This window comes from Streptomyces sp. DH10 (assembly GCF_029813805.1).
Classification (GTDB): Bacteria; Actinomycetota; Actinomycetes; order Streptomycetales; family Streptomycetaceae; genus Streptomyces; species Streptomyces coeruleofuscus.
The window spans coordinates 162,273-188,014 of sequence record NZ_JARVKU010000011.1 but is presented as its reverse complement, the minus strand read 5'-3'; the positions used below and the strand labels follow the sequence as shown (position 1 = coordinate 188,014).

At 71.3% G+C, this 25,742-nt stretch carries 23 protein-coding genes; 13 read left to right on the top strand and 10 right to left on the bottom strand.

The window, feature by feature from the left end:
- Nucleotide 1: 1 nt before the first annotated feature.
- The 6 genes from QC385_RS23430 to rhaI form a co-directional block, all read right to left on the bottom strand.
- Nucleotides 2–649: a LutC/YkgG family protein gene (locus QC385_RS23430; protein WP_279543297.1), complete on the bottom strand. Its 648-nt coding sequence runs from the start codon at nt 647–649 to the stop codon at nt 2–4.
- Nucleotides 646–2,124, bottom strand: a complete 1,479-nt coding sequence (locus tag QC385_RS23425; protein WP_279543296.1) for a LutB/LldF family L-lactate oxidation iron-sulfur protein — start codon at nt 2,122–2,124, stop codon at nt 646–648. The genes QC385_RS23430 and QC385_RS23425 overlap by 4 nt, the downstream gene beginning before the upstream one ends.
- A complete protein-coding gene (locus QC385_RS23420; RefSeq protein WP_279543295.1) occupies nt 2,121–2,876 on the bottom strand; it encodes a (Fe-S)-binding protein in 756 nt (251 codons plus the stop codon). Before QC385_RS23420 ends, QC385_RS23425 begins: the two co-directional genes overlap by 4 nt.
- Nucleotides 2,877–2,947: 71 nt before the next feature.
- The gene (locus QC385_RS23415; protein ID WP_279543294.1) at nt 2,948–4,396 is read right to left on the bottom strand and encodes a rhamnulokinase; all 1,449 of its coding nucleotides are present in this window, start codon (nt 4,394–4,396) and stop codon (nt 2,948–2,950) included.
- The gene (locus QC385_RS23410) at nt 4,393–6,432 is read right to left on the bottom strand and encodes a bifunctional aldolase/short-chain dehydrogenase (protein ID WP_279543293.1); all 2,040 of its coding nucleotides are present in this window, start codon (nt 6,430–6,432) and stop codon (nt 4,393–4,395) included. Before QC385_RS23410 ends, QC385_RS23415 begins: the two co-directional genes overlap by 4 nt.
- 107 nt (nt 6,433–6,539) lie before the next feature.
- Complete coding sequence (gene rhaI / locus QC385_RS23405; RefSeq protein ID WP_279543292.1) at nt 6,540–7,700, bottom strand: L-rhamnose isomerase; 1,161 nt, start codon at nt 7,698–7,700, stop codon at nt 6,540–6,542.
- 270 nt (nt 7,701–7,970) lie between these two features.
- On the opposite strand from rhaI, the gene QC385_RS23400 reads away from it, so the two are divergent.
- From QC385_RS23400 to QC385_RS23350, 11 genes are all read left to right on the top strand, one after another.
- Entirely contained in the window at nt 7,971–9,488 is a 1,518-nt protein-coding gene (locus tag QC385_RS23400; RefSeq protein WP_279543291.1) for a sugar ABC transporter ATP-binding protein, read from the top strand.
- Nucleotides 9,485–10,525 (top strand): ABC transporter permease, encoded by a 1,041-nt coding sequence (locus tag QC385_RS23395; protein WP_279543290.1) that lies wholly within the window; start codon nt 9,485–9,487, stop codon nt 10,523–10,525. The genes QC385_RS23400 and QC385_RS23395 overlap by 4 nt, the downstream gene beginning before the upstream one ends.
- Nucleotides 10,518–11,510 carry an ABC transporter permease gene (locus tag QC385_RS23390; RefSeq protein WP_279543289.1) on the top strand — a complete coding sequence of 331 codons (993 nt, stop codon included), beginning with the start codon at nt 10,518–10,520 and terminating at the stop codon, nt 11,508–11,510. Before QC385_RS23395 ends, QC385_RS23390 begins: the two co-directional genes overlap by 8 nt.
- A 30-nt stretch (nt 11,511–11,540) precedes the next feature.
- Nucleotides 11,541–12,626 carry a rhamnose ABC transporter substrate-binding protein gene (gene rhaS, locus QC385_RS23385; protein ID WP_086846005.1) on the top strand — a complete coding sequence of 362 codons (1,086 nt, stop codon included), beginning with the start codon at nt 11,541–11,543 and terminating at the stop codon, nt 12,624–12,626.
- Between the two features lie 32 nt (nt 12,627–12,658).
- Nucleotides 12,659–12,979 carry an L-rhamnose mutarotase gene (locus QC385_RS23380; RefSeq protein ID WP_279543288.1) on the top strand — a complete coding sequence of 107 codons (321 nt, stop codon included), beginning with the start codon at nt 12,659–12,661 and terminating at the stop codon, nt 12,977–12,979.
- A gap of 17 nt (nt 12,980–12,996) precedes the next feature.
- Nucleotides 12,997–14,421, top strand: a complete 1,425-nt coding sequence (locus tag QC385_RS23375; RefSeq protein WP_279543287.1) for a BNR repeat-containing protein — start codon at nt 12,997–12,999, stop codon at nt 14,419–14,421.
- 87 nt (nt 14,422–14,508) lie between these two features.
- Complete coding sequence (locus tag QC385_RS23370) at nt 14,509–15,534, top strand: LacI family DNA-binding transcriptional regulator (protein ID WP_279543286.1); 1,026 nt, start codon at nt 14,509–14,511, stop codon at nt 15,532–15,534.
- A 121-nt stretch (nt 15,535–15,655) separates the two neighbouring features.
- The gene (locus QC385_RS23365; protein ID WP_279543285.1) at nt 15,656–16,957 is read left to right on the top strand and encodes an alpha/beta fold hydrolase; all 1,302 of its coding nucleotides are present in this window, start codon (nt 15,656–15,658) and stop codon (nt 16,955–16,957) included.
- 50 nt (nt 16,958–17,007) lie between these two features.
- The gene (locus QC385_RS23360) at nt 17,008–17,742 is read left to right on the top strand and encodes a PIG-L deacetylase family protein (RefSeq protein WP_086846014.1); all 735 of its coding nucleotides are present in this window, start codon (nt 17,008–17,010) and stop codon (nt 17,740–17,742) included.
- Between the two features lie 29 nt (nt 17,743–17,771).
- Nucleotides 17,772–18,665, top strand: coding sequence for an RNA polymerase sigma factor SigJ (gene sigJ / locus QC385_RS23355; RefSeq protein ID WP_279543284.1), 894 nt, complete (start codon nt 17,772–17,774; stop codon nt 18,663–18,665).
- A 40-nt stretch (nt 18,666–18,705) separates the two neighbouring features.
- A complete protein-coding gene (locus tag QC385_RS23350) occupies nt 18,706–19,548 on the top strand; it encodes a pentapeptide repeat-containing protein (protein ID WP_443032970.1) in 843 nt (280 codons plus the stop codon).
- Here the strand turns inward: QC385_RS23350 and QC385_RS23345 are convergent.
- The gene (locus QC385_RS23345; RefSeq protein WP_279543282.1) at nt 19,510–21,012 is read right to left on the bottom strand and encodes a cytochrome P450; all 1,503 of its coding nucleotides are present in this window, start codon (nt 21,010–21,012) and stop codon (nt 19,510–19,512) included. The genes QC385_RS23350 and QC385_RS23345 overlap by 39 nt on opposite strands.
- Before the next feature lie 109 nt (nt 21,013–21,121).
- On the opposite strand from QC385_RS23345, the gene QC385_RS23340 reads away from it, so the two are divergent.
- Nucleotides 21,122–21,730, top strand: a complete 609-nt coding sequence (locus QC385_RS23340) for a TetR/AcrR family transcriptional regulator (protein ID WP_279543281.1) — start codon at nt 21,122–21,124, stop codon at nt 21,728–21,730.
- A gap of 85 nt (nt 21,731–21,815) precedes the next feature.
- Complete coding sequence (locus QC385_RS23335; RefSeq protein WP_279543280.1) at nt 21,816–22,544, top strand: DUF2470 domain-containing protein; 729 nt, start codon at nt 21,816–21,818, stop codon at nt 22,542–22,544.
- Here QC385_RS23335 and QC385_RS23330 read toward each other — a convergent pair.
- The 3 genes from QC385_RS23330 to QC385_RS23320 all read right to left on the bottom strand — a co-directional run bounded on the left by QC385_RS23330 (nt 22,512) and on the right by QC385_RS23320 (nt 25,661).
- Complete coding sequence (locus QC385_RS23330; RefSeq protein ID WP_279543427.1) at nt 22,512–23,708, bottom strand: lactonase family protein; 1,197 nt, start codon at nt 23,706–23,708, stop codon at nt 22,512–22,514. The genes QC385_RS23335 and QC385_RS23330 overlap by 33 nt on opposite strands.
- 118 nt (nt 23,709–23,826) lie before the next feature.
- Nucleotides 23,827–25,080, bottom strand: coding sequence for an aromatic acid exporter family protein (locus QC385_RS23325; protein ID WP_279543279.1), 1,254 nt, complete (start codon nt 25,078–25,080; stop codon nt 23,827–23,829).
- Nucleotides 25,081–25,166: 86 nt separating this feature from the next.
- Complete coding sequence (locus QC385_RS23320; protein ID WP_279543278.1) at nt 25,167–25,661, bottom strand: FBP domain-containing protein; 495 nt, start codon at nt 25,659–25,661, stop codon at nt 25,167–25,169.
- Between the last annotated feature and the right edge of the window lie 81 nt (nt 25,662–25,742).

The window sequence follows — 25,742 nt, the reverse complement described above, 5'->3', positions numbered from 1 at the left end:
GTCAGGAGTCCCCCACCAGCACCACCTCCAGCGTGCGCGGACCGTGCACCCCCTCGACCCGGTCCAGCTCGATGTCACTGGTCGCCGACGGCCCGGAGATCCACGTCAACGGGCGCGCAGGGTCGAGGCGTTCGAGCCCTTGGGGCACGGACGACACGACCTGGCCGGGGACACGCACCACACAGATGTGGTGGTCGGGGACGAGAGTGATCCGGCGCCGCCCCTGGTCGGGCGAGCCGTCCAGCACGATCGTCCCGGTCTCCGCGATCGCGACCGCACAGGTCGTCACCACGCTGTCCACTCGGTCGAGTTCGTGCGGCGTGCTCTCCGCCCGGTCCGTCACCCGCGTCACACCGGTCGCCGCCAGCCACCCCTCGTCCAGCCCGGGCGGCACGAGTACCGACGCCGACCCGCGCTTCTCCAGGAGCCCCGCGATCAGCCCCGCCAGCCCCTCGGTGTCCGTGCGGTGCACGATCGCCCGGTAGTCCGCCAGGTTCTCGGCGAGCAGCTCCACCGTCTCCGAGACGCTCCGGTCCCCGTGCTCCCGCAGATAGTCGCGCGCGACGGCCTGCTCGTACGGCACGTCATCGCGGGGCACGTCCGCCAGCGCACGCCGCACCCGCCCGAGAATCCGCTCCCTGCTGTTCACCTGTCCCCGTCCTTCCCACCACGAGTCCGCTGCCACCAGTCCCGGAACGGCTCGGCGGGCACCGCGGGCAGATCGCGGGTCCCGCTCCAGGCCCGCCCGGGCCCGGGCAGCGTACGGGGATGGAAGCGCCGGGTCCGGGAGGCGGCGCGCTGGCCGGTGCGCAGCGCGCCCGGGTGCGTGAACGCCCAGCGGGCCGCGCGCATCGCCGCCCGCTCGGCGGCATGCCCCTTCGCGGGCCGCAGCACCACCTTGTTGCCCTCGCGGGTGACCTCTCCGCCCTCGACGACCCTTTCCCGCAGATGCACCAGCACCTCGGGGATGTCGATGGCGACCGGGCACACCTCGTAGCACGCGCCGCACAGCGAGGACGCGTACGGCAGCGAGGCGTCGATCTCGCTGCCCGTACCCCGCAGTTGGGGACTGAGGATGGCGCCGATCGGCCCCGGGTACACCGAGCCGTAGGCGTGGCCGCCGGCCCGTTCGTACACCGGGCACACGTTGAGACACGCCGAGCAGCGGATGCAGCGCAGCGCCTGCCGGCCGACCTCGTCGGCGAGGGTGTCGGTGCGGCCGTTGTCCAGCAGCACCAGATGGAAGGTGCTCGGCCCGTCCGCGTCGGTCGTCCCGGTCCAGGTGGAGGTGTACGGGTTCATGCGCTCCGCCGTCGAGGAGCGGGGGAGGGTCTGGAGGAACACCTCCAGGTCCCGCCACGTCGGCACGATCTTCTCGATGCCGACGACCGAGATCAGCGTCTCGGGCAGCGTCAGGCACATCCGGCCGTTGCCCTCCGACTCCACCACCACCAGCGTGCCCGTCTCGGCGACCATGAAGTTGGCGCCGGAGATGCCGACCTTGGCGCGCAGGAACTTCTCGCGCAGGTGCAGCCGGGCCGCCTCGGCGAGTTCGGCGGGCGTGTCGGTGAGCCCCTCGGGGGCCGGGCGGCCCCACTCGCTCATCTCCCGGGAGAAGATGTCGCGGATCTCGCCGCGGTTGCGGTGGATGGCCGGGACCAGGATGTGTGAGGGACGGTCCTTGCCCAACTGCACGATCAGCTCGGCGAGATCGGTCTCGTAGGCGCGGATGCCCTCGGCCTCCAGCGCCTCGTTGAGCCCGATCTCCTGCGTGGCCATCGACTTGACCTTGACGACCTCCGACTCGCCCGTCATCTTCACGAGCTGGGTGACGATCTCGTTGGCCTCGGCCGCGTCGGCGGCCCAGTGGACGACGCCGCCGGCCGCCGTCACCGCCTCCTCCAACTGCTCGAGGTAACGGTCGAGATGAAGCAGCGTGTGGTCCTTGATCCGCTTGCCCGCCTCGCGCAGCTCGGCCCAGTCGGACACCTCCGTGACGGCCTTGGCCCGCTTGGCGCGGATGGTGTGCGTGGCGTGCCGCAGGTTGCCGCGCAGGGTCTTGTTGCCCACGGCCTCCCGCGCGGCCTCCGGAAACGCCGGCATCCCGACGAACGTCCCGCTCATACGGCCGGTTCCTCCTCCGTGCTCGCCAGGATCTCCGCGATGTGCACCGGCCGCATGCCGGTCCGCAGCCGGGTCATCGTCCCTCCGATGTGCATCAGGCAGGAGTTGTCGGCCGCGCACAGCACCTCGGCGCCCGTCGACTCGGCGTTGCGCACCTTGTCGGCGCCCATGGCCGCCGAGACGTCGGCGTTCTTCACGGCGAAGGTGCCGCCGAACCCGCAGCACTCGTCGGCCCCCGGCAGTTCGACCAGCCCCAGCCCCTTCACGGCCTGGAGCAGCCGCCGCGGCCGCTCGCCGAGCCCCAGTCCCCGCAGTCCGTGACAGGTCGGGTGGTAGGTCACCTTGTGCGGGTAGTACGCCCCGACGTCCGTCACGCCCAGCACGTCGACCAGGAACTCCGTGAGCTCGTACGTCTTCGGCACCACCGGCGCCAGCGTGGCCGCGAGGGTGTCCCCGCGCCCCTCGGCCCGGGCCCGCTCGCCCATCCGCGGATACAGCTCCCGGACCATCGCCCCGCACGACCCGGACGGCGTCACGATCGCCTCGTACTCGCCGAAGACATCGGAGAAGTGCCGGGCGAGCGGTTCGGCCTCGTGGCGGTATCCGGTGTTGTAGTGCGCCTGGCCGCAGCAGGTCTGCGCCATCGGGAAGTCGACGTCGACGCCCAGTCTGGTCAGCAGTTTCACCACGGCGCGCCCGGTGTCCGGATACAGCGTGTCGTTGACGCAGGTCAGGAACAGGGCGACACGCATCGCGGCTCCTTGTGCTCGATCATCGGATGAGTTGCAGCGTAGTCCGGGGACGGGGCCTGGGGGAGACCCCGTCAGCGCCCGGCGAGCCGCTCCTGCGCGGCGCGCCACCGCTCGGTGCTGCCGCGCGGCTCGTACCGCGTGAGCGGCTGCGTACGGACGAGCAGCCGCCGCATCCCCGTCAGGTCACCGGCGAGACCGTGGGCCCGCGCCTGCACGAGCACGTTCCCCAGGGCGGCCGCCTCCGTCGGTCCCGCCACCACCGGCAGCCCGCAGGCGTCGGCGGTCAACTGGCACAGCAGAGCGTTGCGCGTACCGCCGCCCACCACGTGCACCACGTCCACCGGATGCCCGGCGAGCCGCTGCGCGTCCTGGACCGCCTTGCGGTGGGCCAGGGCGAGGGAGTCGAGGATGCAGCGCGTCACCTCGGCCTGCGACTCGGGCACGGGCTGCCCCGAGACCCGGCACGCCTCGGCGATCCGCTCCGGCATCCGCCCCGGCGCGAGGAACGCCGCGTCGCCCGCGTCCACCACGGACCGCAGTGCCTCCACTTTGGAGGCCTCCAGCAGCAGCGCGCCCAGGTCCGGCTCGCCCCAGGCCCGCACGCACTCCTGGAGCAGCCACAGGCCCATGATGTTGCGCAGGTAGCGGACGGTGCCGTCCAGCCCCAGCTCGTTGGTGAAGTTGGCGGCCCGGCTCTCCTCGGTCAGCACCGGTGCGTCCAGCTCCAGTCCGGCCAGGGACCAGGTGCCGGTGCAGATGTACGCGAACCGCTCCCGCCCGGCGGGTACGGCGGCCACGGCCGACGCGGTGTCGTGCGACCCGACCGCCGTCACGGGCACGGGCCCGGTCAGCCCGGTCTCCTCCAGCACCGCCTCCCGCAGCACACCCGCCGGATCACCGGGCTGCCGCAGCGGCGCGAACAGGCTCAGGTCGACACCCAGCCGCGAGGCGATGTCGTACGCCCAGTCGCGGGTCCGGGGATCGATCAGCTGGGTCGTCGAGGCATTGGTGAGCTCGGTGCCCTGCTCGCCGGTGAGCCAGTACGTCAGGAGGTCGGGGATGAGCAGCAGCCGCCCGGCGGAGGACAGCTGGGCCGAGGACCGGGCGGCCGTCAGCTGGTACAGGGTGTTGAAGGGCGCGTACTGCAACCCGGTCGCCGCGTACAGCTCCTCCGCCGGAACGGACGCCCACACCTTCTCCGCGACCCCCTCCGTCCGGGAGTCCCGGTAGTGCACGGGATTGCCGAGCAGCGCCCCGTCCGCGTCGAGCAGCCCGTAGTCCACGGCCCAGCTGTCGATCCCGACGGAGTCGACCTGCCCGGCCGCCTTCAGCCCCTCCAGCACTCCCGCGTACAGACCGAGCACGTCCCAGCGCAGCCCCTCGGGCACGCGCACGGGCCGGTTCGGGAAGCGGTGCGTCTCGGTCAGCACCAGGCTGTCGGGGCCGACGCGGCCGACCATGACGCGCCCGCTGGACGCGCCGAGGTCGACCGCGGCGTACGACTTCACGGCCGCGCTCACCGCAGGAAGGCGGCCGCGACGCCGGCGTCGACCGGGACGTGCAGCCCGGTGGTGTGGGTCAGATCGCCGCCCGTGAGGGCAAAGACCGCGTTCGCGACATGCTCGGGAAGCACCTCACGCTTGAGGATGGTCCGCTGGGCGTAGAACTCGCCGAGCTTCTCCTCCTCGACCCCGTACACGGCGGCCCGCTGGGCCCCCCACCCGCCGGCGAAGATCCCGGAGCCGCGCACGACACCGTCGGGGTTGACCCCGTTGACCCGGATGCCGTGCTCACCCAGCTCGGCGGCGAGCAGCCGCACCTGGTGGGCCTGGTCGGCCTTGGTGGCCGAGTAGGCGATGTTGTTGGGCCCGGCGAACACGGCGTTCTTCGAGGCGATGTAGACGATGTCGCCGCCCAGCTCCTGCGCGATCATCACCCGCGCCGCTTCCCGCGACACCAGGAAGGACCCGCGCGCCATGATGTCGTGCTGGAGGTCCCAGTCCTTGGCCGAGGTCTCCAGCAGCGGCTTGGAGATCGAGATACCGGCGTTGTTGACGACCAGATCGACACCGCCGAAGGCCAGCACGGCAGCCTTGAACGCCTCGGCGATCTGCTCCTCGGACGTCACGTCCACGGTCACGGCGACGGCCTTGTCCGGACCGCCCAGCTCCTCGGCGACCGCGGCCGCGTTCTCCCCGTTCAGATCGGCCACGACGACACAGGCGCCCTCGGCGGCCAGCCGGTGCGCGATCGCCTTCCCGATGCCGCTGCCCCCACCCGTGACCAGCGCGACCCGCGTCGCTAGCGCCTTGGGCTTCGGCATCCGCTGGAGCTTGGCCTCCTCCAGCGCCCAGTACTCGATGCGGAACTTCTCCGACTCCTCGATGGGCGCGTACGTGGACACGGCCTCCGCCCCGCGCATCACATTGATGGCGTTGACGTAGAACTCGCCCGCCACCCGCGCGGTCTGCTTGTCCTTGCCGAAGCTGAACATGCCCACGCCCGGGACCAGCACGATCGCCGGGTCGGCGCCGCGCATGGCGGGGGAGTCGGGCTCGGCGTGCCGCTGGTAGTAGGCGGCGTACTCCTCGCGGTACTCGGCGTGCAGCTCCTTGAGCCGGGCGATGGCCTCGTCGAGCGGAGCCGTCGGCGGCAGGTCGAGGACCAGCGGCCGCACCTTGGTCCGCAGGAAATGGTCCGGGCAGGAGGTGCCCAGCGCGGCCAGCCGCGGATGCTCGGCGCTCGCCAGGAAATCGAGAACCACCTCGGAGTCGTTGAAGTGCCCGACCTGAGGCCGGTCCTGGGACGCGAGGGCACGGACGTACGGTGCGAGCGCGGCGGCCCGCTCCCGGCGCTCCCCGGCACCCAGCGCGGCGTACCCCTCGATCACCGGCCCGAAGGGCTCCTCCTTGCCGCGCTCGGCGAGGAACTTCTCCGCGGTCCGGATGATGTGCAGCGAGTTCCGCTCGCACTCCTCGGACGTGTCACCCCAGGCCGTGATCCCGTGCCCGCCCAGAACGCACCCGATGGCCTGCGGATTGGCCTCCTTCACGGCCGCGATGTCCAGCCCCAGCTGGAACCCGGGCCGCCGCCACGGCACCCACACGACACTGTCCCCGAAACACTCGGCGGTCAGCTTCTCCCCGTCGGCGGCACACGCCAGTGCGATGCCGGAGTCCGGGTGGAGGTGATCGACGTGGGCGGCCTCGACCAGCCCGTGCATGGCGGTGTCGATGGACGGCGCCGCCCCGCCCTTCCCGTGCAGGCAGTAGTCGAACGCGGCGACCATCTCGTCCTCGCGCTCCACCCCCGGATAGACGTCGACGAGCGCCCGCATCCGGTCCAGCCGGAGCACGGCGAGTCCCGCCTCGGTGAGCGTGCCGAGGTCACCGCCGGACCCCTTCACCCACATCAGCTCGACATCGCCGCCGGTGACGGGGTCGGTCTCGGTGCCCTTGGCGGAGGCGTTGCCTCCCGCGTAGTTGGTGTTGCGGGGATCGGAGCCGAGCCGGTGGGAACGGGCCAGGAGGGCTGCGGCTTCGGGGTGGGGTGCCATGACAGTTCCTTTTCAGAGAGAGTGGGTGGTGCCCTCAGGGGCGCGGGGAACTGCGCGACCAGCCACATGCGGCCCGCAGTCCGAATCGAACAGAACCCGGCGGACGCTTACGCCCCCCAGCCGGCCTGCTGTCCACCGACGCGCTCCTCGGCGATCTTCTCCGCCCACCCGGAACGGCGATACGCGGCGATCGGATCCGGGTCGAGCCCCATTTCCCCCCGCACCTCGGCGAGAAGAGGCCGGACATCGGTGTTGTACGCGTCCATCACCACGGCGTTCGCCCCGAGCACGTCTCCCGACCTCTGCGCCTCACCCAGCGCCTCCCGGTCGACGAGAAGCGCCTTCGCCGTCGCCTCCTGCACATTCATCACCGACCGGATGATCGCCGGGATCTTCGCCTCGATGTTGTGGCACTGGTCGAGCATGAACGCGACCTCGGGCGAGAACCCCCCGCCCCGGATCACCTCGTACATGATCCGGAACAGCTGGAAGGGATCGGCCGCGCCCACCATGAGGTCGTCATCCGCGTAGAACCGCGAGTTGAAGTCGAACCCCCCGAGCTTCCCCTCCCGCAAGAGCGTGGCGACGATGAACTCGATATTGGTCCCCGGCGCGTGGTGCCCCGTGTCGACGACGACCTGAGCCTTCGGCCCGAGCTTCAGGCAGTGGGCGTACGCCGTGCCCCAGTCCGGCACATCGGTCGAGTAGAAGGCCGGCTCGAAGAACTTGTACTCCAGCAGCATCCGCTGCCCGTCGCCCAGCCGCTCGTAGACCTCCGCGAGCCCCTCGGCGAGCCGGTCCTGCCGGGCCCGGATGTCGTCCTGCCCGGGATAGTTCGTCCCGTCGGCGAACCACAGCTTCAGATCGCCGGACCCGGTCGCATCCATGATGTCGACACACTCCAGCAGGTGGTCGACGGCCTTGCGGCGCACAGAAGCCTCCGGGTGGCAGATGCTCCCGAGCTTGTAGTCGTCGTCCTGGAAGGTGTTGGAGTTGATCGCGCCGAGCTTCACCCCGCGCTGCTCGGCGTGCTTCGCCAGCGCCGCGTAGTCGTCGACCTTGTCCCACGGAATGTGCAGGGCGACCGTCGGGGCGACCCCCGTGAACTCGTGCACCTTCGCCGCGTCGTCCAGCTTCTCGTACGGATTGCGCGGCACACCCGCTTGCGCGAACACCTTGAAGCGTGTGCCCGAGTTCCCGTACGCCCACGACGGCGTCTCGACTGCCTGGGTCTTGAGAGCGGCCTTCACCGCGGCGAGCTCGGTCACGTCAGGGCTCCTGAGGCATCGGGTCGTAATGACCACCGAATGAAACGATTCAGGAGGCGAAGTTATGGGCCCCCCGAAGGGGTGTCAACCCCTCCGGTCAACACGGTTACTCGTGATCAGGGCGTGACCTTCTGTCCTCGAAACATTTTCGACCGGAACCCATTGACGTGACATGCGCGCCCCGCCTAACGTCCCGGCAACCCAGTTGAAACCTTTCACGACGCCCACGACGCCGAGAGGCCGTCCCGCCGGCGTCGTCGAGGAGCCCCCATGACCCACCCGTCCACCACGGGTCCGGCCCCGGTTCTGGCACTGAAGGACGTCTCCAAGTCCTTCGGCGCGGTCCGCGCACTGCGGGACGTCTCCCTGGAGCTGTTCCCCGGGGAGGTGCACGCGCTCGCCGGTGAGAACGGTGCCGGCAAGTCCACCCTCATCAAGGCACTCGCCGGAGTGCACCGGCCGGACGCCGGCCAGGTGCTGCTCGACGGTGCGCCCGTCACCTTCCACGGCCCCGGCGACGCCCGCGACGCCGGCATCGCCGTGATCTACCAGGAGCCCACGCTCTTCCCCGACCTGTCGATCGCCGAGAACATCTACATGGGCCGCCAGCCCCGGCGCGCCCTCGGCCGGATCGACCACAAGGCCACCCACAACGCGACCGCCGCCCTCATGGAGCGCCTCGGAGTCGAACTCGACCCCGACCGGCCCGCCCGCGGCCTGTCCATCGCCGACCAGCAGATCGTCGAGATCGCCAAGGCCCTCTCCTTCGACGCCCGCGTCCTGATCATGGACGAGCCGACCGCCGCGCTCACCGGCAGCGAGGTCGCCCGCCTCTTCGGCGTCGTACGCACCCTGCGCGAACAGGGCGCCGCCGTGCTGTTCATCTCCCACCGGCTGGAGGAGATCTTCGAGATCTGCCGGCGGGTCACCACCCTGCGCGACGGCGCCCTGGTCGGCAGCGAGCCGCTGGAGGGCATGACCGAGGACGACCTCGTGCGCCGCATGGTCGGCCGCGACCTCGACGAGCTCTACCCCAAGCAGGACGTGCAGCCGGGCGAAGTCGCCCTGAGCGTGCGCCGCCTGACCCGCGAGGGTGTGTTCACCGACGTCTCCTTCGACGTACGGCACGGCGAGATCGTCGGCCTCGCCGGACTCGTCGGCGCCGGGCGTACGGAGGTCGCCCGGGCCGTGTTCGGCATCGACCGCTGGGACGCCGGCGAGGTCACCGTCGACGGCAAGGCCCTGGTCAACGGCGCCCCGTCCACCGCGATGTCCGCCGGACTCGCCCTGGTCCCCGAGGACCGGCGCGCCCAGGGCCTGGTGATGGACATGTCGATCGAGCGGAACATCGGGCTGACCGGGCTGCGCACCACCGTGAAGGCGGGCCTGATGGACCGCGGAGCCGAGCGCAGCCGCTCCCTCGACTGGGCCGTCAAGCTCCAGGTCAAGTACGCCCGGATCGCCGACACCGTCAACACCCTCTCCGGTGGCAACCAGCAGAAGGTCGTGCTCGCCAAGTGGCTCGCCACCGGCCCCAGGGTGCTGATCGTCGACGAGCCGACCCGCGGCATCGACGTCGGCACCAAGGCCGAGGTGCACCGGCTGCTGTCACAACTGGCCGCCGACGGCGTGGCCGTCCTGATGATCTCCTCCGACCTGCCCGAGATCCTCGGCATGGCCGACCGCGTGCTGGTCATGCACGAGGGCCGGCTCACCGCCGAGATCCCACGCTCCGACGCCACCGAGGAAACCGTGATGGCCGCAGCCACCGGGAGGGCCGCCGCATGACGGTCGTCACTCCCCAAGAGGCCCCCGTGGCCGACGTGCCCAAGTCGAGCGGCACCCGGCTGGTCGACCGCGTCTTCAAGATGCGCGAACTCGCCATCCTCGTCGTCTTCCTGGTCATGATCGCCGTCACCCAGGTCGGCAACAGCCAGTTCCTGTCCGAACAGGGCATCAAGGACCTGCTGCTGAACGCGACGATCCTCGTGCTCGTCGCCACCGGTCAGTCCCTCGTCGTCATCACCCGCAACGTCGACCTGTCCGTGGGGTCCACGCTCGGCATCAGCGCCTTCGCCGCCGGAACGTATCTCCATGGCGGCGGCAACCCGGTCGTGGCGATCGCGCTGGCGGTCCTGCTCGGCATCGGCTTCGGACTGCTCAACGGCCTGCTCGTCAGCCTCGGCCAGGTGCCCGCGCTCGTCGTCACCCTCGGCACGCTCTACATCATCCGCGGCATCGACTCCATCTGGGTCGGCTCCCGCCAGATCACCGCGGCCGATCTGCCCGGCGGGTTCGTCGACTTCGGCTCCGGAGGCATCTCGGCGGTGCCGTACCTGGCGCTGATCGCGCTGGCGGTCCTCATCGCCACCGCCTACTACCTCAAGCACTTCGCCAGCGGCCGCGAGCTGTACGCACTGGGCTCCAACCCCGAGGCCGCCCGCCTCGCCGGCATCCCCGTGCGCAAGCGGATCCTCGCCGCGTACACCTTCTGCGGCGCCCTCGCCGGACTCGCCGGCGCCATGTACCTCGCCCGGTTCGGCAACGTCGACTCCGGCACCGGCAACGGCTACGAACTCACCGTCGTCAGCGCGGTCGTGGTCGGCGGTGTCGTCTTCACCGGCGGCTCCGGCAGCGTCTACGGCGCGGCCCTCGGCGCGCTGCTGCTGACCTCCATCAACAGTGTGCTGCCCGCCCTCGGCGTCAGCTCCGTGTGGGTGCTGGCCATCAACGGCATCCTGCTCATCCTCGCCATCGCGGTCGACCGGATCGTCGCGCTGCGCGTGGCCTCCGCCCTGAAGAAGAGGAACGCCCGCCATGGCTGACATCTCCCTGAGCCGAGCGGTCCGCTGGGACACGGTCGTCGGCGCCCTGCTGATCGTGGTGCTGCTGTTCTCCTTCGGCTTCGTCGACGGGTTCGGCAACGCGCTCAACCTGTCGTTCTTCATCGGCAACACGCTGCCGATCGCGCTGATCGCGTTGCCGATGACCCTGCTGGTCGTCTCCGGGGAGATCGACCTGTCGGTGGCCTCGACGGCGGGTCTGTCCGGTGCCGTGATGGGCGCCCTGTGGAACCAGGGCATGGCCATCGAGACGATCATCCCGATCTGCCTGCTGCTGGGTGTCGTGTGCGGGCTGATCAACGGCCTGCTGGTGACCAGGCTGGGGCTGCCGTCCCTCGCCGTCACCATCGGCACGCTCGCCGCGTACCGGGGCGTCGCGCAGATCGTGCTCGGGTCGGACGCGGTGACCGACTTCCCCACCCAGTACCTGGAATTCGCGGCCGGGCGCATCGGCGACACGTTCGTCCCGGACGCCTTCCTGCCGTTCCTCGTCCTGCTCGCCATCGCCGTGGTCGCGCTGCACGCCACGCCGTTCGGGCGGTCGCTGTTCGCGATCGGGGCGAGTGAGGAGGCGGCGCGGTTCGCCGGCATCCGGGTCAAGCGGCAGAAGCTGATCCTGTTCACGGTGACGGGCCTGATGGCGTCGCTCACCGGCATCTTCTGGGCGCTGCACTTCGCGAGTGCGCGGTACGACAACGCGACGGGGCTCGAACTGTCCGTTGTGGCCGCGGTGTTGCTCGGTGGCATCGACTTCGACGGTGGCAAGGGGACGCTCGGTGGCGCCATCGCCGGGGTGTTCTTGCTCGGGGCGCTCCAGAACGTCATGAGCCTCCAGGATGTTTCCGCCCAGTCGCAGATCGTCGTCACCGGCGTTCTGCTCGTCCTGTCCGTGCTCGGCCCCCGGGTCGCACGGCAGATCTCCGTAGCGAGGGCGGGCCGTAGAGCCGCCTCGACTCCGACCTCGTAACCCAGCCCTTCCTCGTAAAGGATCATCGTCATGCGTAAGTCAACCCTCCGCCGCAGCTGCGCGGCCCTCGCCACCGCCACCTCTCTCGCGCTGGCGCTCACCGCCTGCGGTGGCGGCACCACCAAGAAGGACGTGCAGAGTGAGGGCGGCTCCGCCGCCGCGGCCGGCAAGGCCGACCCGAACGCCGAGCTGAAGAAGGGGCTGACCGTCGGCTTCCTGCCCAAGCAGGTCAACAACCCGTACTTCACCTCCGCCGACAAGGGCGGCGAGAAGGCGCTGAAGGAGCTCGGCTCCAGCTACAAGGAGGTCGGTCCGTCCAGCGCGACCGACACCTCCGGGCAGGTCAGCTACGTCAACACGCTCACCCAGCAGCAGGTCGACGCGATGGCCGTGTCCGCGCAGGACCCGGGCGCCCTGTGCACCGCGCTCAAGCAGGCCATGAAGAACGGCATCAAGGTCGTCACCTACGACTCAGACACCACGCCCGACTGCCGCAACGCCTTCGTCTCGCAGGCCTCCGCCGAGGACCTGGGCCGTACCGAGGTGCAGCTGCTCGCCAAGCAGATCGGCTACAAGGGCGAGATCGCGATCCTGTCCGCCGCGCAGACCGCGACGAACCAGAACACCTGGATCGACTTCATGAAGGACGAGCTGAAGAAGCCCGAGTACAAGAACATGAAGCTGGTGAAGACCGCGTACGGCAACGACGACGCCCAGCAGTCCTTCCAGCAGACCCAGGGCCTGCTCCAGGAGTACCCGAACCTGAAGGGGATCATCTCCCCGACCACCGTCGGCATCAAGGCCGCCGCCCAGTACCTGTCGGGCTCCAAGTACAAGGGCAAGGTCAAGCTGACCGGCCTCGGCACCCCCAACGACATGCGCAAGTACGTCAAGAACGGCACCGTCGAGGCGTTCGAGCTGTGGGACCCGGCGAAGCTCGGCGAGCTGGCCGCGCGTACCGCCGTCGCCCTGTCCTCCGGGCAGATCACCGGCAAGGAGGGCGAGACCTTCAAGGCCGGCTCCATGGGCGAGTACACCATCGGCAAGGACGGCGTGATCAGCCTCGGCAAGCCGACCGTGTTCGACGCCAAGAACATCGACCAGTTCAACTTCTGATCACCGCGTCCCGATCACGGAAAGGGCTGTTGATGCAGCGCGTGTGCTTCCTGCTGAAGGTCCGGGCGGACCGCCTCGACGAGTACCGCGAGCGGCACGCCGCCGTCTGGCCCGAGATGCTCCGGGCGCTCTCGGACACCGGCTGGCACAACTACTCGCTCTTCCTGCGCGAGGACGGACTGCTCGTCGGCTACCTGGAGACCGAGGACTTCGCGGCCGCCCAGGCAGGTATGGAAGCCACCGACGTCAACGCCCGCTGGCAGGCGGAGATGGCGCCGTTCTTCGAGTCGCTGGACGGCGCCCGGCCCGACGAGGCCATGAAACCGCTCACGGAAGTGTTCCACCTCGCCTGAACAATGGAGTTCATGAGATGCACAGACGTACGCTGCTGGCCGCCGCTTTGGCCGGAGCCGTGGTGACCCCCGCCTTCGCCTCCGGCACCGCGCGGGCCGCCGACCCCGGCCCCTCCGTCACCCGGACCGGCACCACCACGCTCGACAGCCAGGCCCTGTTCTTCGTGTCGTACGACGGCCTGGTCAACAACAACGCGTTCCAGAAGAACGGCCTGCTGACCTACAAGGGCTACCAGTACGCCGTCTGGTACACCGCCGACCGCAACGCCGTGGTCGGACGCCGGGCCCTCGGCGCCGGCACCTGGTCGACGGTCAAGGTCGGGCACACCCTGCGGTACAACGACTCCCACAACGTCATCTCCATGGGCGTCTCCAAGGCCGACGGCCGGCTTCACCTCAACATGGACTCCCACAGCGACGGCTTCACCTACGTCAAGTCGGTCGCCGGGCTCCTGGACAATCCCGGGGGGCTGAGCTGGACCGCGAGCCGTTTCGGCGCGCCCCAGTCCACCCTGGACGGCCTGGCGCTGACCTCGCAGTTCACCTACCCGCAGTTCATCTCGATGCCCGACGGCAAGCTCCAGCTGAGCTACCGCGCCGGGATCTCCGGCAACGGTCGAAACGCCCTCGCCGAGTACAACGGCACGTCCTGGACCAACCTCGGCGAGTGGACCAGCTCCACCGGCACGTACACCAGCGAGCACGGCTCCTCGACCGCCCGCAACATGTACCTGCACGGCATCGACTACGACCGCAACGGGCGTCTGCACGCCATGTTCACCTGGCGCGAGCAGAGCAACAGCGTCATGTGCAACAGCGGCGGCATCACCAACCACGACACCGGCTACGTCTACTCGGATGACCTGGGCCGCACCTGGCGCAACAACGCGGGCGCCGTCGTCGGCACCACCGGCGGCTCCGACCGGGTCTCCGTCAACGACGCCGGTCTCGTCGTGGACCCGCTCAACCCGGACCACTCCCTGATGAACCAGGAGAGCCAGTGGACCGACTCGGCCGGCCGCCCCCACGCCATCATCAGTTACGTCCCCGGCCGCTTCGGCCAGTGCACGACGAACTACGTCGCCAACCGCACGGCCAACGGTCGCGCTTTCCTCGTCCGCAAGAGCTCCTCCGGCCCCTGGCAGAAAACCGAGATACCGGTGCCGCTGAACTCCAGCCAGCGCACCAAGCTGGTCATGGACAAATACAACAACGCTTACGCGATCTTCCCGTTCGGCCGGATCGCCGCTGCCTCGGCGGCCTCCGGGCACACCGACTGGAAGATCCTGTTCGACGGCAGCGGCCTCAACGCCTTCGGTGAGGTCGTCATCGACGAGACACGCGTCGCGCAGGACGGTGTGCTGTCCTTCATGTACCAGGAGAAGTCCAGCGGTACGACGCCCTCGGCGCTGCGCGTGGTCGACTTCCGCCTGCCCGCCTGACCGAAGCCGGTCGCCGGGGCGGCATGCCGGTAATGTGAAGCCGCTCCGGCCGCCGCCCCCCTCATCTCACCAGGAGGTCCCTGCCCGATGGCCCAGTCGGTGGGTATCAAGGACGTCGCCCGCGTCGCCGGAGTCTCCGTCGGCACGGTCTCGAACGTGATCAACCGCCCGGACACGGTCGCCACCGAGACCCGGGCCCGCGTGCTGTCCGCGATAGACCGGCTCGGCTACGTCCGCAGCGAGTCCGCGCGCCAGCTGCGCGCGGGCCGCAGCCGGATCATGGGGCTGCTCGTCCTCGACATGGGCAACCCGTTCTTCGTCGACGTGGCCCGCGGCGCCGAACGCGCCGCACGGCAGGCCGGACTCGGCGTGATGGTCTGCAACAGCGCCCAGAACCCGGGCGAGGAGGCCGAGTACCTGTCGCTCTTCGCCGAGCAGCGCGTGCGCGGCGTGCTGCTCACCCCGGCCGACGCCACGGGCCGCAACATCGAGGCGTTCCGCCGGCACGGCATCCCCTTCGTCCTGGTCGACCGGGTCGCCGAGGGCACCACCGAGTGCTCGGTCTCCGTCGACGACGTCGCGGGCGGCGCCCTGGCCGTACGCCACCTCGTCGACGCCGGGCACCGCTCCATCGCCTACGTCAGCGGCCCGCCCGGCCTCAACCAGGTCCGCGACCGGCGCACGGGCGCCCTCGAAGCGCTCGCGGAGGCCGGGCTCGGCCCCGACGCGCTGCGCGAGCTGCCCACCGAACGGCTGGACGTCGCGGCGGGCCGCGACGCCGGTGCCCGCCTGCTCGGCCTCGCCGACCGGCCGACCGCCGTGTTCTGCGCGAACGACCTGCTGGCGCTCGGTGTCCTCCAGGCCATGTACGCGGCCGGTGTCGGCGTCCCGGACGACCTCGCCATCGTCGGCTACGACGACATCGAGTTCGCGGCGGCCGCCGCCGTCCCGCTCACCTCGGTACGGCAGCCCGCCGTCACCATGGGCGCGATGGCGGCCGACCTGCTCCTGGAGGAGACGGAGGAGGACGGCCCGGCCCGGCCGCACGAGCACCGGCGGGTCGTGCTCCAGCCCGAGCTGGTGGTCCGCCGCTCCAGTCTGTCCGCCCGCTGACCCGTCCGCTGAACCTGAACCGTCGTTCAGGAAGATTTCATGATCCGAAGGGGCCACCCGCGGACGTTCCCTGTGATGAACTGGGACGCGGTCCGAAAATCCGTCCGTCCCGGGAGCCCTGTTGACCCTCAGCTACCGCCAGCCCGGAGTCGTCCTCACCGACCGCCGCTTCACCGTCCCCCTCGACCACGACCACCCCGGGGGCGAGACGATCGAGTTGTACGCCCGCGAGGTCGTCGCGAGTGACAAGGCGCACCAGGACCTGCCGTGGCTGCTCTACCTTCAGGGCGGACCCGGCTTCGGCGCGGACCGCTCCGTCGGCAGGCCCGGCTGGCTCGGCCGCGCGCTGAAGGAGTACCGCGTGCTCCTGCTCGACCAGCGCGGCACCGGCCACAGCACGCCCGCCAACCGGCAGACGCTCCCGCTGCGCGGCGGTCCCGCCGCACAGGCCGACTACCTCACGCACTTCCGCGCCGACTCGATCGTCCGCGACTGCGAGGCCATCCGCGCCCAGGTCACCGGCGGCGCCCCCTGGACCGTCCTCGGCCAGAGCTTCGGCGGTTTCTGCCTGACCACCTACCTTTCCCTCTCGCCCGAGGGCCTGGCCACCGCCGTGATCACCGGCGGACTGCCCTCCCTGGACGCCCATGCCGACGACGTCTACCGGGCCGCCTTCCCGCGCATCGAACGCAAGGTCACCGCCCACTACGCCCGTTATCCGCTGGACGCCGAACGTGCTCGCCGCATCGCCGACCACCTCCTGACCCACGACGTGGTCCTGCCGAACGGCTACCGGCTCACCGTCGAGGCCTTCCAGTCCCTCGGCATCGTCCTCGGCACCGGCGACGGCACCCACCGCCTGCACTACCTCCTCGAGAACGCCTTCGTCCGCACGCCGGAGGGCTTCACGCTCTCCGACGCGTTCCAGGAGCAGGCGCAGGGCATGCTGTCCTACGCCCGCCACCCGCTGTACGCCCTGATCCATGAGTCGATCTACGGCCAGGACGCCCGGCCCACCGCCTGGTCGGCCGAGCGGGTCCGCGCCGAGTTCCCGCAGTTCGACGCCGCGAAGGCCCTCGCGGGTGACGAACCGCTGCTGTTCACCGGTGAGTCGATCCACCCCTGGATGTTCGACTGCGACCCGGCGCTGCGCCCCCTGCGCGAGACCGCCGACCTGCTCGCCGCCCGCACCGACTGGACGCCCCTGTACGACCCGGCCCGCCTCGCCGCGAACGACGTACCGGTCGTCGCCGCCGTCTACCACGACGACATGTACGTGGACACCGCCCACTCCCTGCGCACCGCCCGCACGATCCGCGGCCTGCGCACCTGGGTCACGGACGAGTTCGAGCACGACGGCGTGCGCACCGGCGGTCAACGGGTCCTGGACCGGCTGCTGGCGCTCGTGCGGAACGAGGCGTGATGCCGTGCCGGGCGCGTGATGATGTCGGCGGCGCGGATTAGTCTGCCGACATGACGACCACTCAACTCCAGCCCATGCCCGACGACTGGCGGCGTGCCCTCGCGGTCGTGGCCCACCCCGACGACCTCGAGTACGGCTGCTCGGCGGCCATCGCGGCCTGGACCGACGAGGGCCGCGAGGTCGCCTATGTGCTGGCCACCCGGGGCGAGGCGGGCATCGACACACTGGAACCCGAGCGGTGCGGGCCGCTGCGGGAGCGGGAGCAGCGGGCGAGCGCGGCGGTGGTCGGCGTGTCGGCCGTGGAGTTCCTCGACCACAAGGACGGTGTCATCGAGTACGGCACCGCTCTGCGCCGCGACATCGCCGCCGCGATCCGCCGGCACCGGCCCGAGCTGGTCATCACGCTCAACCACCGGGACACCTGGGGCGGCGTCGCCTGGAACACCCCGGACCACGTGGCCGTCGGCCGTGCCACGCTCGACGCGGCCGGCGACGCGGGCAACCGGTGGATCTTCCCGGAGCTCACCGAGCGGGGCCTCGAACCGTGGGACGGCGTGCGCTGGGTCGCCGTCGCCGGTTCCAGCACCCCCACGCACGCGGTCGACGCGACGCCCGGCATGGAACGCGCGGTGCGCTCACTGCTGGAACACCGCACCTACATCGAGGTTTTGACCGACGAGGACCCGGAGACCTACGTCCGGGGCTTCCTCACCCAGCACGCCGAGGCCACCGGGGAGCGGTTCGGGGGCAGGCCGGCGGTGGCGTTCGAACTGTTCGGCAGATGACGCGGATGACAGGGGAGACGGGGGAGACCATGACAGACAGCAAGGAGCTGGCCGAGCAGTTCGAGGAGCACCGGGGGCGGCTGAAGGCCGTCGCCTACCGCATGCTCGGCTCGCTCGCCGAGGCGGAGGACGCCGTCCAGGAGGCCTGGCTGAAGCTCGGCCGCACCGACGCCGGCGACATCCACAACCTCGGCGGCTGGCTCACCACGGTGACCGGCCGGGTGTGCCTGGACCTCCTGCGCTCACGTACCGCGCGCCGCGAGGAACCCATGGACGACACCTTCGTCCCGGACCCGGTGCTCAGGCCCTTGTCGCAGATCGACCCGGAGCAGGAGGTGCTGCACGCCGACGAGGTGGGCCTGGCCCTGCTCGTCGTCCTGGAGAACCTGGAGCCCGCCGAGCGGCTCGCGTTCGTGTTGCACGACATGTTCGCCGTGCCGTTCGACGACATCGCGCCGATCGTGGAGCGCAGCCCGGCCGCGACCCGGCAGCTGGCGAGCCGCGCCCGGCGCCGAGTGCGCGGCGCCACCCCGGCGGCCGAGCCGGACCTAGGCCGGCAGAAGGAGGTCCTCGACGCCTTCCTGGCCGCCTCGCGCGGCGGGGACTTCGAGGCGCTGCTCGCGCTCCTGCACCCGGACGTGGTGCTGCGGGCCGACTCGGGCGCCCTGGTGCGCGGCGCGGCCGTGTCCAAGGCCCTCCAGGGGGCGAAGGCGGTGGCGGAGCAGGCGCTCATGTTCGCCCGGTTCGCGCAGTCCGCGGAGCTGGTGCTGGTCAACGGCTCGGTCGGGGTCGTGAACGCGCCCCAGGGACACGTGCAGTCGGTCATGGGGGTCACGATCGCCGACGGCCGGATCACCGGCATGTACATCCTGGCCGACCCCGAGCGGCTGGAGCGCCTGGAGGCACCCGGCCTCGCGGGCTGACTCAAAGCGGGGCGATGAGCTCGGCGGGTTGTCATTTCGTATGCTGAACGGCATGCGAGATCACAAGGCCGCGCGGGGGGAACTGCGCGGCGACTGCGAGCGGTGCTTCGGACTGTGCTGCGTCGCCCTGCCCTTCGCGGCCTCGGCCGACTTCGCGGTCGACAAGGACGCCGGCACCCCCTGCCGCAACCTCCAGAGCGATCACCGCTGCGGCATCCACGCCCGGCTGCGGCAGAAGGGGTTCACCGGCTGCACGGTCTACGACTGCTTCGGCGCAGGGCAGCAGGTCTCGCAGATCACCTTCGGCGGCCGGGACTGGAGGTCCGCACCGCCGGAGCACGCCCGCCGCATGTTCGACGTCTTCCCGGTCGTCCGGCAGCTGCACGAGCTGCTGTGGTACCTGACCGAGGCTCTCTCCCTGCCCGCGGCCCGTCCCGTCCACGCCGATCTCCGCGAGGCGCTGGAGAAGACCGAGGAGCTGACCGGGCTGACACCCGAGGAACTCGCCGGGCTGGACGTGGCGGCGCACCGCCAGGAGATCAACGTCCTGCTGCTGAGGACGAGCGAGCTGGCCAGGGCCGGCACCAAGGGGCGCAAGAAGAACCGCCGGGGCGCGGACCTCATGGGCGCCCGCCTCAAGGGTGCCGATCTGCGCGGCGCCAACCTCCGCGGTGCCTACCTCATCGCCGCCGACCTCACGGGCGCGGACCTGCGGGGCGCGGACCTGATCGGTGCCGATCTGCGCGACGCGGACCTCACGGACGCCGACCTGACCGGGGCGTTCTTCCTCACCCAGCCGCAGCTGAACGCGGCCCGGGGGAGTGCCGGGACCCGGCTGCCCGAGTCAGTCGTCCGCCCCGGGCACTGGACAGCGCAGGTCTGAGGCCGGCTCCCGCACCGGCGTCCGGCGTTCCGGACGCAGCCGCAGCCCCTCCGGCATCAGCGTCAGCCGTTCCGCCACCCGCAGCCGGTACGCCGGGTCGGGCCGCAGCTCGTAGCGCCGCAGCAGCAGGCCGAGCACCAGCGTCGCCTCGTGGAGGGCGAACTGGCGCCCGATGCAGGCCCGCGCCCCGGTCCCGAAGGGCTTGAAGGTGTGCGGGGCACGGGACCGCACGGCCCGCGCGTCGAAGCGGTCCGGGTCGAACCGTTCGGCGTCCGCGCCCCACACCTCGGGGTCCCGGTGCAGCATCGGCGTCAGCACCAGCGCCCACGCCCCGCGCCGCATGGGATGCTCCCCGGCCAGCACCGTGTCCTCCCGAGCCTCCCGGGCGAAGGCCGGCGCGGTGGGCCACAGCCGCAGCGACTCGTCCAGCACCCGGCGGACGTAGCGCAGCCTGGCCACCTGCTCGTAGGCCGGTTGGGCCGCGTCGCCCCAGACGCGGTCCACCTCGGCGCGCGCCCGGGCCGCGACCTCGGGGTGGCGGGAGAGGTAGTGCAGCGCGAAGGAGAGCGCGCCGGACGTCGTCTCGTGGCCGGCGACGAGGAAGGTGATGACCTGACGGCGGACGTTCCGCGGCTCCAGCCGCTCCCCGGTCTCGGGGTGGGCCGTCTCCAGCATCCGGTCGAGCAGGTCCCCGTCCCCGCGGCCGCAGGCGCGCCTGGCCCGGACCAGTTCGTCGACCGTGCGGTTGAGGTGGGCGATGTCGGCCGCGTTGCGGCGGCTCGCGCTCCGCAGCAGCAGCGGGGCCAGCGGGAAGGGCACCGTGTTGAGCCGCTGCGCGTAGGTCAGCGTGCCGACCATCGCGGTGACGAACGGATGCGGCCGGGAGCGTTCGAACGACCCGAAGTCATGGCCGAAGCCGGTGCGCGCGATCGTCTCCAGCGTCAGCTTGGTCATGTCGCCGGGCACGTCCACCGCCCGGCCCGTCGCCGCCGCCCGGTCCCAGTGCTCCGTCAGCCGCCGCGCGACGGCCAGCATCATCGGGTGGTAACCGGCCATGGCCTCACGGCTGAACCCCGGGGCGAGCACGTCGTGCGCCAGCTGCCAGTTGGGCTCGTGGTTGTACGCCGTGAACAGGCCGTCCCCGGCGACCGGCCGCAGGTTCGCGATGCCGAGACCCACGTGCTTGGCGAACCGCGACTCGTCCGCGAGGTCGGCCGCGTGCCGGCCGCCCCACACGAACACGAACTCCTTGCCGAAGGCCTTCCTCCGGAAGACCGGACCCAGTTGCCGGGCGTACCGCAGCGAGTCCTGGAGGGGAGTGCGCCGGTTCACGCCCACCACGTCACCGAGCAGCGGGACCCGGTGCGGCGGATGCGGTATGCGGTCCAGCTCCGGCCAGCCCAGCTCGGCACTGCGGAACCCCCTGGGCAGCCCGTCCCGTGTCGGTGTCGGTGCCTCCGTCATGACGCGATCTCCCTTGATCCAGCGGCGGGTTGGCACGTGTTGTACGTGGGTTCAATAGCGCGGTTCAGTCTGGTCCGGCTGTTGAACCGGCGTCAAGTAAAGTGCGGGCATGGCCGCGAACCAGGGCGGGCGCACGCGCCGCCGGCTCAGCACCGAGGAGCGCCGGGAGCAACTTCTGGCCGTCGGCGCGCGGCTGTTCTCGGAGAGTCCGTACGACGACGTGTGGATCGAGCAGGTCGCCGAGATCGCCGGGGTGTCGCGCGGGCTGCTCTACCACTACTTCCCGACCAAGCGGGACTTCTTCGCGGCGGTCGTCGAGCGCGAGAGCGAGCGGATGCTGCGCATGACGGCGGCGGTGCCCGGCGTCCCGGTGCGCGAGCAGCTCGCGGGCGGCCTCGACGCGTTCCTGGAGTACGTCCAGGCCCATGCCCACGGCTACCGCGCCTTCCACCGCGCCGACGCGGCCGGGGACCAGGCGGTGCGGCGGGTCTACCAGCGGGCTCTGGGCGCGCAGGAGCGGCAGATCCTCGCGGCGCTCGCCCAGGACCCCGAGTTCGGCCCGGCCTGCGAAGGGCGGCCGGAGGTGCGGCTGGCCGTGCGCGGCTGGCTGGCGTTCACCACGTCCGTCTGTCTGGAGTGGCTGCGCGGCACGGAGTTGAGCCGGGATCAGGTGCGCGAGCTGTGCGCCCGTGCCCTGCTGGGTGTGCTCACTCCCTGAAAGACCTCGTAAAGATCACGTGACGTGGTTGGCTCACGCCCCGTTCTTCGGTAGGTTAGGCAAGGCTTACCTAAGGAGGTCTGGGATGGGTGACGACAGCCACGGCTGGACGGCGGCCCCTGCCGCGGCGGAGCGAGCGCGCTCGGTGCTCGCCGCCGCGTGGTCCTGCTCGGTGACCGCGGAGGGCACGCGGGAGGAGCTGGTCGGCGCGCACACGGTGACCGAGGACGGCCGGGTGCTGGTGGACGTGCCCGAGGACAGTGCCCTGCTCGGGGCCGCGATCTGCGCGCCCCGCGGCGAGCCGTCCGCGGTGCTGGAGTTCGCCGACGTCGCCCCCGTCCCCGTGCGGGACCGGATCCGCGCCCGGCTGTGGCTCGCGGGCTGGTTCACCGTCGAGGAGGACCGGCTGGCCTTCCGGGCCACGCGCGTGGTGCTGCGGCAGCCGTCCGGGGCCGTGGTCGTCGACCTCGACGACTTCGCCGCCGCGACGCCCGACCCGCTCGGCACGGCCGAGGCCCGGCTGCTGACGCACCTCGCCGACTGCCACGCGGACGCGGTCGAGCGGCTCACCCGGCTCGTCGGCTCCGACAGCCTGCACGGCGCGGTCCGCGTCCAGCCCCTCGCCGTCGACCGGCACGGACTGACGCTGCGCATCGAACGCACCCGCGCCCACGGCGACGTACGGCTGGCGTTCCACACACCCGCCGACGACGTCGCGCAGCTCACCGAGCGCATGCACGTCCTGCTCAGCCAGGCGACCGCCGCGGCCTGCCCGCGCGCCCTACAGTGGCAGCGCACAGACGGCGACCGGTGACGGAAACGGTTCACCGGCACGCCGCAGCGCGCCGCTCGCCTCGTCCACCCGGAAGACGGTCACGGCGTTGGACTTCTGGTTCGCCGCGAACAACAGCGTGCCCTCCGGCGAAAGGGCGATCTGGCGCGGGAAGTCCCCGCCGACCGGCACGGTGTCCAGCAGTCTGAGCCGGGCGCCGTCCGCCTCGACGGCGTAGCGCGTGAGGCTGTTGTCGCCGCGGTTGGCGAGGAAGGCGTACCGGCCGTTCGGGGTCACCAGGATCTGCGCCGGGTAGTTGGTGCCCGGACCGGTTCCCGTGGACTGCGGTTCACCGACCGTGACGCGGCCGGAGTCGGGGTCGTACGAGCAGACCGCCACCGTGTTGTCGACCTCGTTCGCGAGGTAGGCGTACCGGCCGCCGGGGTGGAACGTCAGGTGGCGCGGGCCCGCGCCCGGCCGGGTCCGCGCCTGCGCGGCCTCGGTGAGCGTGCCGGCCTTCTCGTCGAGCCGGTACGTGTAGACGGTGTCCGTGCCCAGGTCCACGGCGAGCACATGGCCGCCGTCGGGGCTGGTGAAGATCTGGTGGGCGTGCGGACCCTCCTGGCCCGGTCCCGGCGCCGGACGGGTGTGCCGGACGAGGTCGGTCCGCTCGCCGAGGGCCCCCGAGGCCTCGATCGGGTGCACCGCCACGCTGCCCGAGCCGTAGTCCGCGCTGAGCAGCCAGCGCCCGCCCGGATGCACCGACAGATGGCAGGGGCCCGCGCCGCCGGTGCTCCGGCTGCCCAGGACCTTCCGGTCGGACAGCCGGACGGCCGTCACGGCGCCGTCCTCGCGCTCGTTCACCGCGTACAGCGTGTGGCGGTCCGGGTGGATCGCGAGGTACGAAGGGTTGTCCACGCCGCTGAGCGTGCCGGTGCCGGTGATCCGGCCCGTCGCCGCGTCGTACGTGGCCAGCCCGATGCCCTTGCCGCCGCCCTCGGCGGAGGTGTAGGTGCCGAGGTAGAGCGGACGCGGGCCGGACGGGCGCCGGGCCTCGCGGGACGGACTCGCGCCCGACTCGGGGGCCGCGGGAGTCGTCGGGGACGCGGGCGCGGGCGCGTCGTCACAGGCGGACAGCGCCGCCGCGGCGGCTCCGCCCGCCAGCGCGCCGACGAACCGGCGCCTGCTCCAGCCACCACTGCCCATGTCGCCCCTCAGGTCGTCACTCGTCCCCGTCGCGACAGCCACCTTGGCGTGGATCACCCACCGCGTGCAACAATGGCACCGGGCGTTGCGCGGCGTGCGACCCACTCCAGGTGGTCGCTCAGCGAGAACGCCCGCCGACCCCCGTACGGTTCCGCCACATTTGCTCCTGAACGCCCAGGCGCTCACGCAGCCGCGTCAGCCGGGGCATCCGCACGCGCTGCTCCCCGGACACCCGGTCCAGCTCCTCGAACAGGCGCCGGGTGCGGTGCTCGGTGTCGAGCTCGTCGAGGATCCGGTTGACCTCCGTCAGGACGGCGCCGAGCAACTGCCAGTGCCGTGTTTCGCGCTCGGCCTCCTTGCGCAGCAGCAGGGCCAGCTTGTCGCGGGTGCCCGCCGCGGTGCGCAGCTCCGTGGCGAGACGTTCCTCCGCCGACTCGGCGCTCGCGCTCAGATGGGTGGTCACCAGCACCGCGAAACTCACCACCGCGTCGGCGATCTCGGACAGCAGCTGCTCCAGCGCGGCGCCCGTCTCGGCATCGAACAGCGGCTCGGGTTCGCGTTCCTTCGCCAGGTCGGTGAAGGACCGTGCGAGCACGCGCAGGACGACCGTGCAGATCTCCAGCGTGTCCAGGCCGGTGCGCAGCACCACCCGGTGCAGCAGGCCCTCCCGCACGCGCGGGTTGAGCCGCAGGCTGTCCTCCGCCTGCCGGAGCGCCGCGTCCACCTCCACGATGTCGTGGTCAAGGCGCCGCGCCTCGTGCAGCCGCTCCGCCGCGCGGTCCGGGGGCGTACCGCCGGCCGCCTCCTCGCCCATGCGCAGCATCAGCTGCCGCAGCCGGCGCGCCAGACCCTCGATGGAAGCGCCCGCCTCCTCCACCCACACCGGCGGAGCCAGCAGCAGATTGCAGCCGAGTCCGACGACCGCGCCGATCAGCGTCTCCACCACGCGCGCCCAGGCGGTGTCCCCGACGGTGGTGACCCCGAGCACCAGCATCGCGCTGATCGCGACCTCGGGCACGTACTCCTCCACCCGGACCAGCCGCCCCACGGCCAGCGACGCCACGAGGAGCAGCGCCAGGCTCCACCAGGTCAGGCCCACCAGGAGACTGAACGCGATGGCGACGAGGACGCCGGTCACCACGGCGTTCACCCGCCGGAAGCCGTTGGTGAGGGTGGCGTACAGGGTCACCTGAACGACCAGCAGGGCCGTCAGGGGAGCGGTGAGCGGTGCCGCCTCGGGGCTCAGCCGCAGCGCGATGACGTAGGCGATCGTCGCCGCGAACGCGGACCGCACCGTCTGGACGACCACGGGGTCCCGGCGCTTGTGCACGATCCGCCTGGCCTGCGCCGTCCACTCACGTACCTCTTGCATCCTGGGGCTGTTCCCCTTCCCCTGGCGTATCGAACGCATCCATGAAGGACGTTAACGCCGGGGGAAACCACGGGCGACCGAGGGCCTCAGGCGGACACCTTGTCGAGGAAGGCGGTCAGATGGCCCATCGTCCGCTCGATCTGCTCCTCCAGGGTGAGGCTCTCCTCGAAGCGGGGCCCGCTCTCCGGCACCTTCTTCCCGCGCAGGTACAGCGAGCAGGCGAGGTCGGTGCACATGTACGCCCCGACGGAGTTCCCCTCGCGCCCGGCCGCTCCCGTCTTCCGCGCGGTCATCAGCGCCACACCGCCGCGCGGGTGCGTCGTCAGGCACAGCGAACACATGCTGCGATGCAGGAAGCCCCGCTGCGCGGCCTGGAACCGCATCGCCACCCCGACGAGCCGTCCCTCGCGCTCGGCGACCAGATAGCTCCGGTCCGGCGCCCCCGGATCCCGCCACCCGAGAAAGTCGAGATCGTCCCAGGGCCGCTCGGCGAGGTCCCGGGGGACGGACAGACGCTTGGCCTCTCCCTTGGAGCAGTTGACAAAGGAGTTGCGGATTTCCTGCTCGGTGAGTGATCTCATGGGAGGCTCCTGGTCGTCGTCGGCGGTCGCCGTCGGCGAAACCTAGGGGTCCTAGGTTTCGGGATCAGGGTAAAAGCATCG

Bases quoted from the DNA above. Each gene is read 5' to 3' on its own strand.
- QC385_RS23380 (WP_279543288.1), top strand. From the start codon at position 12,659: ATGCAGCGCGTGTGCTTCCTGCTGAAGGTCCGGGCGGACCGCCTCGAC.
- QC385_RS23340 (WP_279543281.1), top strand. From the start codon at position 21,122: ATGGCCGCGAACCAGGGCGGGCGCACGCGCCGCCGGCTCAGCACCGAG.
- QC385_RS23400 (WP_279543291.1), top strand. From the start codon at position 7,971: ATGACCCACCCGTCCACCACGGGTCCGGCCCCGGTTCTGGCACTGAAG.
- rhaS (WP_086846005.1), top strand. From the start codon at position 11,541: ATGCGTAAGTCAACCCTCCGCCGCAGCTGCGCGGCCCTCGCCACCGCC.
- QC385_RS23420 (WP_279543295.1), bottom strand. From the start codon at position 2,876: ATGCGTGTCGCCCTGTTCCTGACCTGCGTCAACGACACGCTGTATCCG.
- QC385_RS23390 (WP_279543289.1), top strand. From the start codon at position 10,518: ATGGCTGACATCTCCCTGAGCCGAGCGGTCCGCTGGGACACGGTCGTC.
- QC385_RS23350 (WP_443032970.1), top strand. From the start codon at position 18,706: ATGCTGAACGGCATGCGAGATCACAAGGCCGCGCGGGGGGAACTGCGC.
- QC385_RS23410 (WP_279543293.1), bottom strand. From the start codon at position 6,432: ATGGCACCCCACCCCGAAGCCGCAGCCCTCCTGGCCCGTTCCCACCGG.
- QC385_RS23395 (WP_279543290.1), top strand. From the start codon at position 9,485: ATGACGGTCGTCACTCCCCAAGAGGCCCCCGTGGCCGACGTGCCCAAG.
- QC385_RS23370 (WP_279543286.1), top strand. From the start codon at position 14,509: ATGGCCCAGTCGGTGGGTATCAAGGACGTCGCCCGCGTCGCCGGAGTC.
- QC385_RS23325 (WP_279543279.1), bottom strand. From the start codon at position 25,080: ATGCAAGAGGTACGTGAGTGGACGGCGCAGGCCAGGCGGATCGTGCAC.
- QC385_RS23320 (WP_279543278.1), bottom strand. From the start codon at position 25,661: ATGAGATCACTCACCGAGCAGGAAATCCGCAACTCCTTTGTCAACTGC.
- QC385_RS23345 (WP_279543282.1), bottom strand. From the start codon at position 21,012: ATGACGGAGGCACCGACACCGACACGGGACGGGCTGCCCAGGGGGTTC.
- QC385_RS23335 (WP_279543280.1), top strand. From the start codon at position 21,816: ATGGGTGACGACAGCCACGGCTGGACGGCGGCCCCTGCCGCGGCGGAG.
- QC385_RS23360 (WP_086846014.1), top strand. From the start codon at position 17,008: ATGACGACCACTCAACTCCAGCCCATGCCCGACGACTGGCGGCGTGCC.
- sigJ (WP_279543284.1), top strand. From the start codon at position 17,772: ATGACAGACAGCAAGGAGCTGGCCGAGCAGTTCGAGGAGCACCGGGGG.
- QC385_RS23425 (WP_279543296.1), bottom strand. From the start codon at position 2,124: ATGAGCGGGACGTTCGTCGGGATGCCGGCGTTTCCGGAGGCCGCGCGG.
- QC385_RS23375 (WP_279543287.1), top strand. From the start codon at position 12,997: ATGCACAGACGTACGCTGCTGGCCGCCGCTTTGGCCGGAGCCGTGGTG.
- QC385_RS23330 (WP_279543427.1), bottom strand. From the start codon at position 23,708: ATGGGCAGTGGTGGCTGGAGCAGGCGCCGGTTCGTCGGCGCGCTGGCG.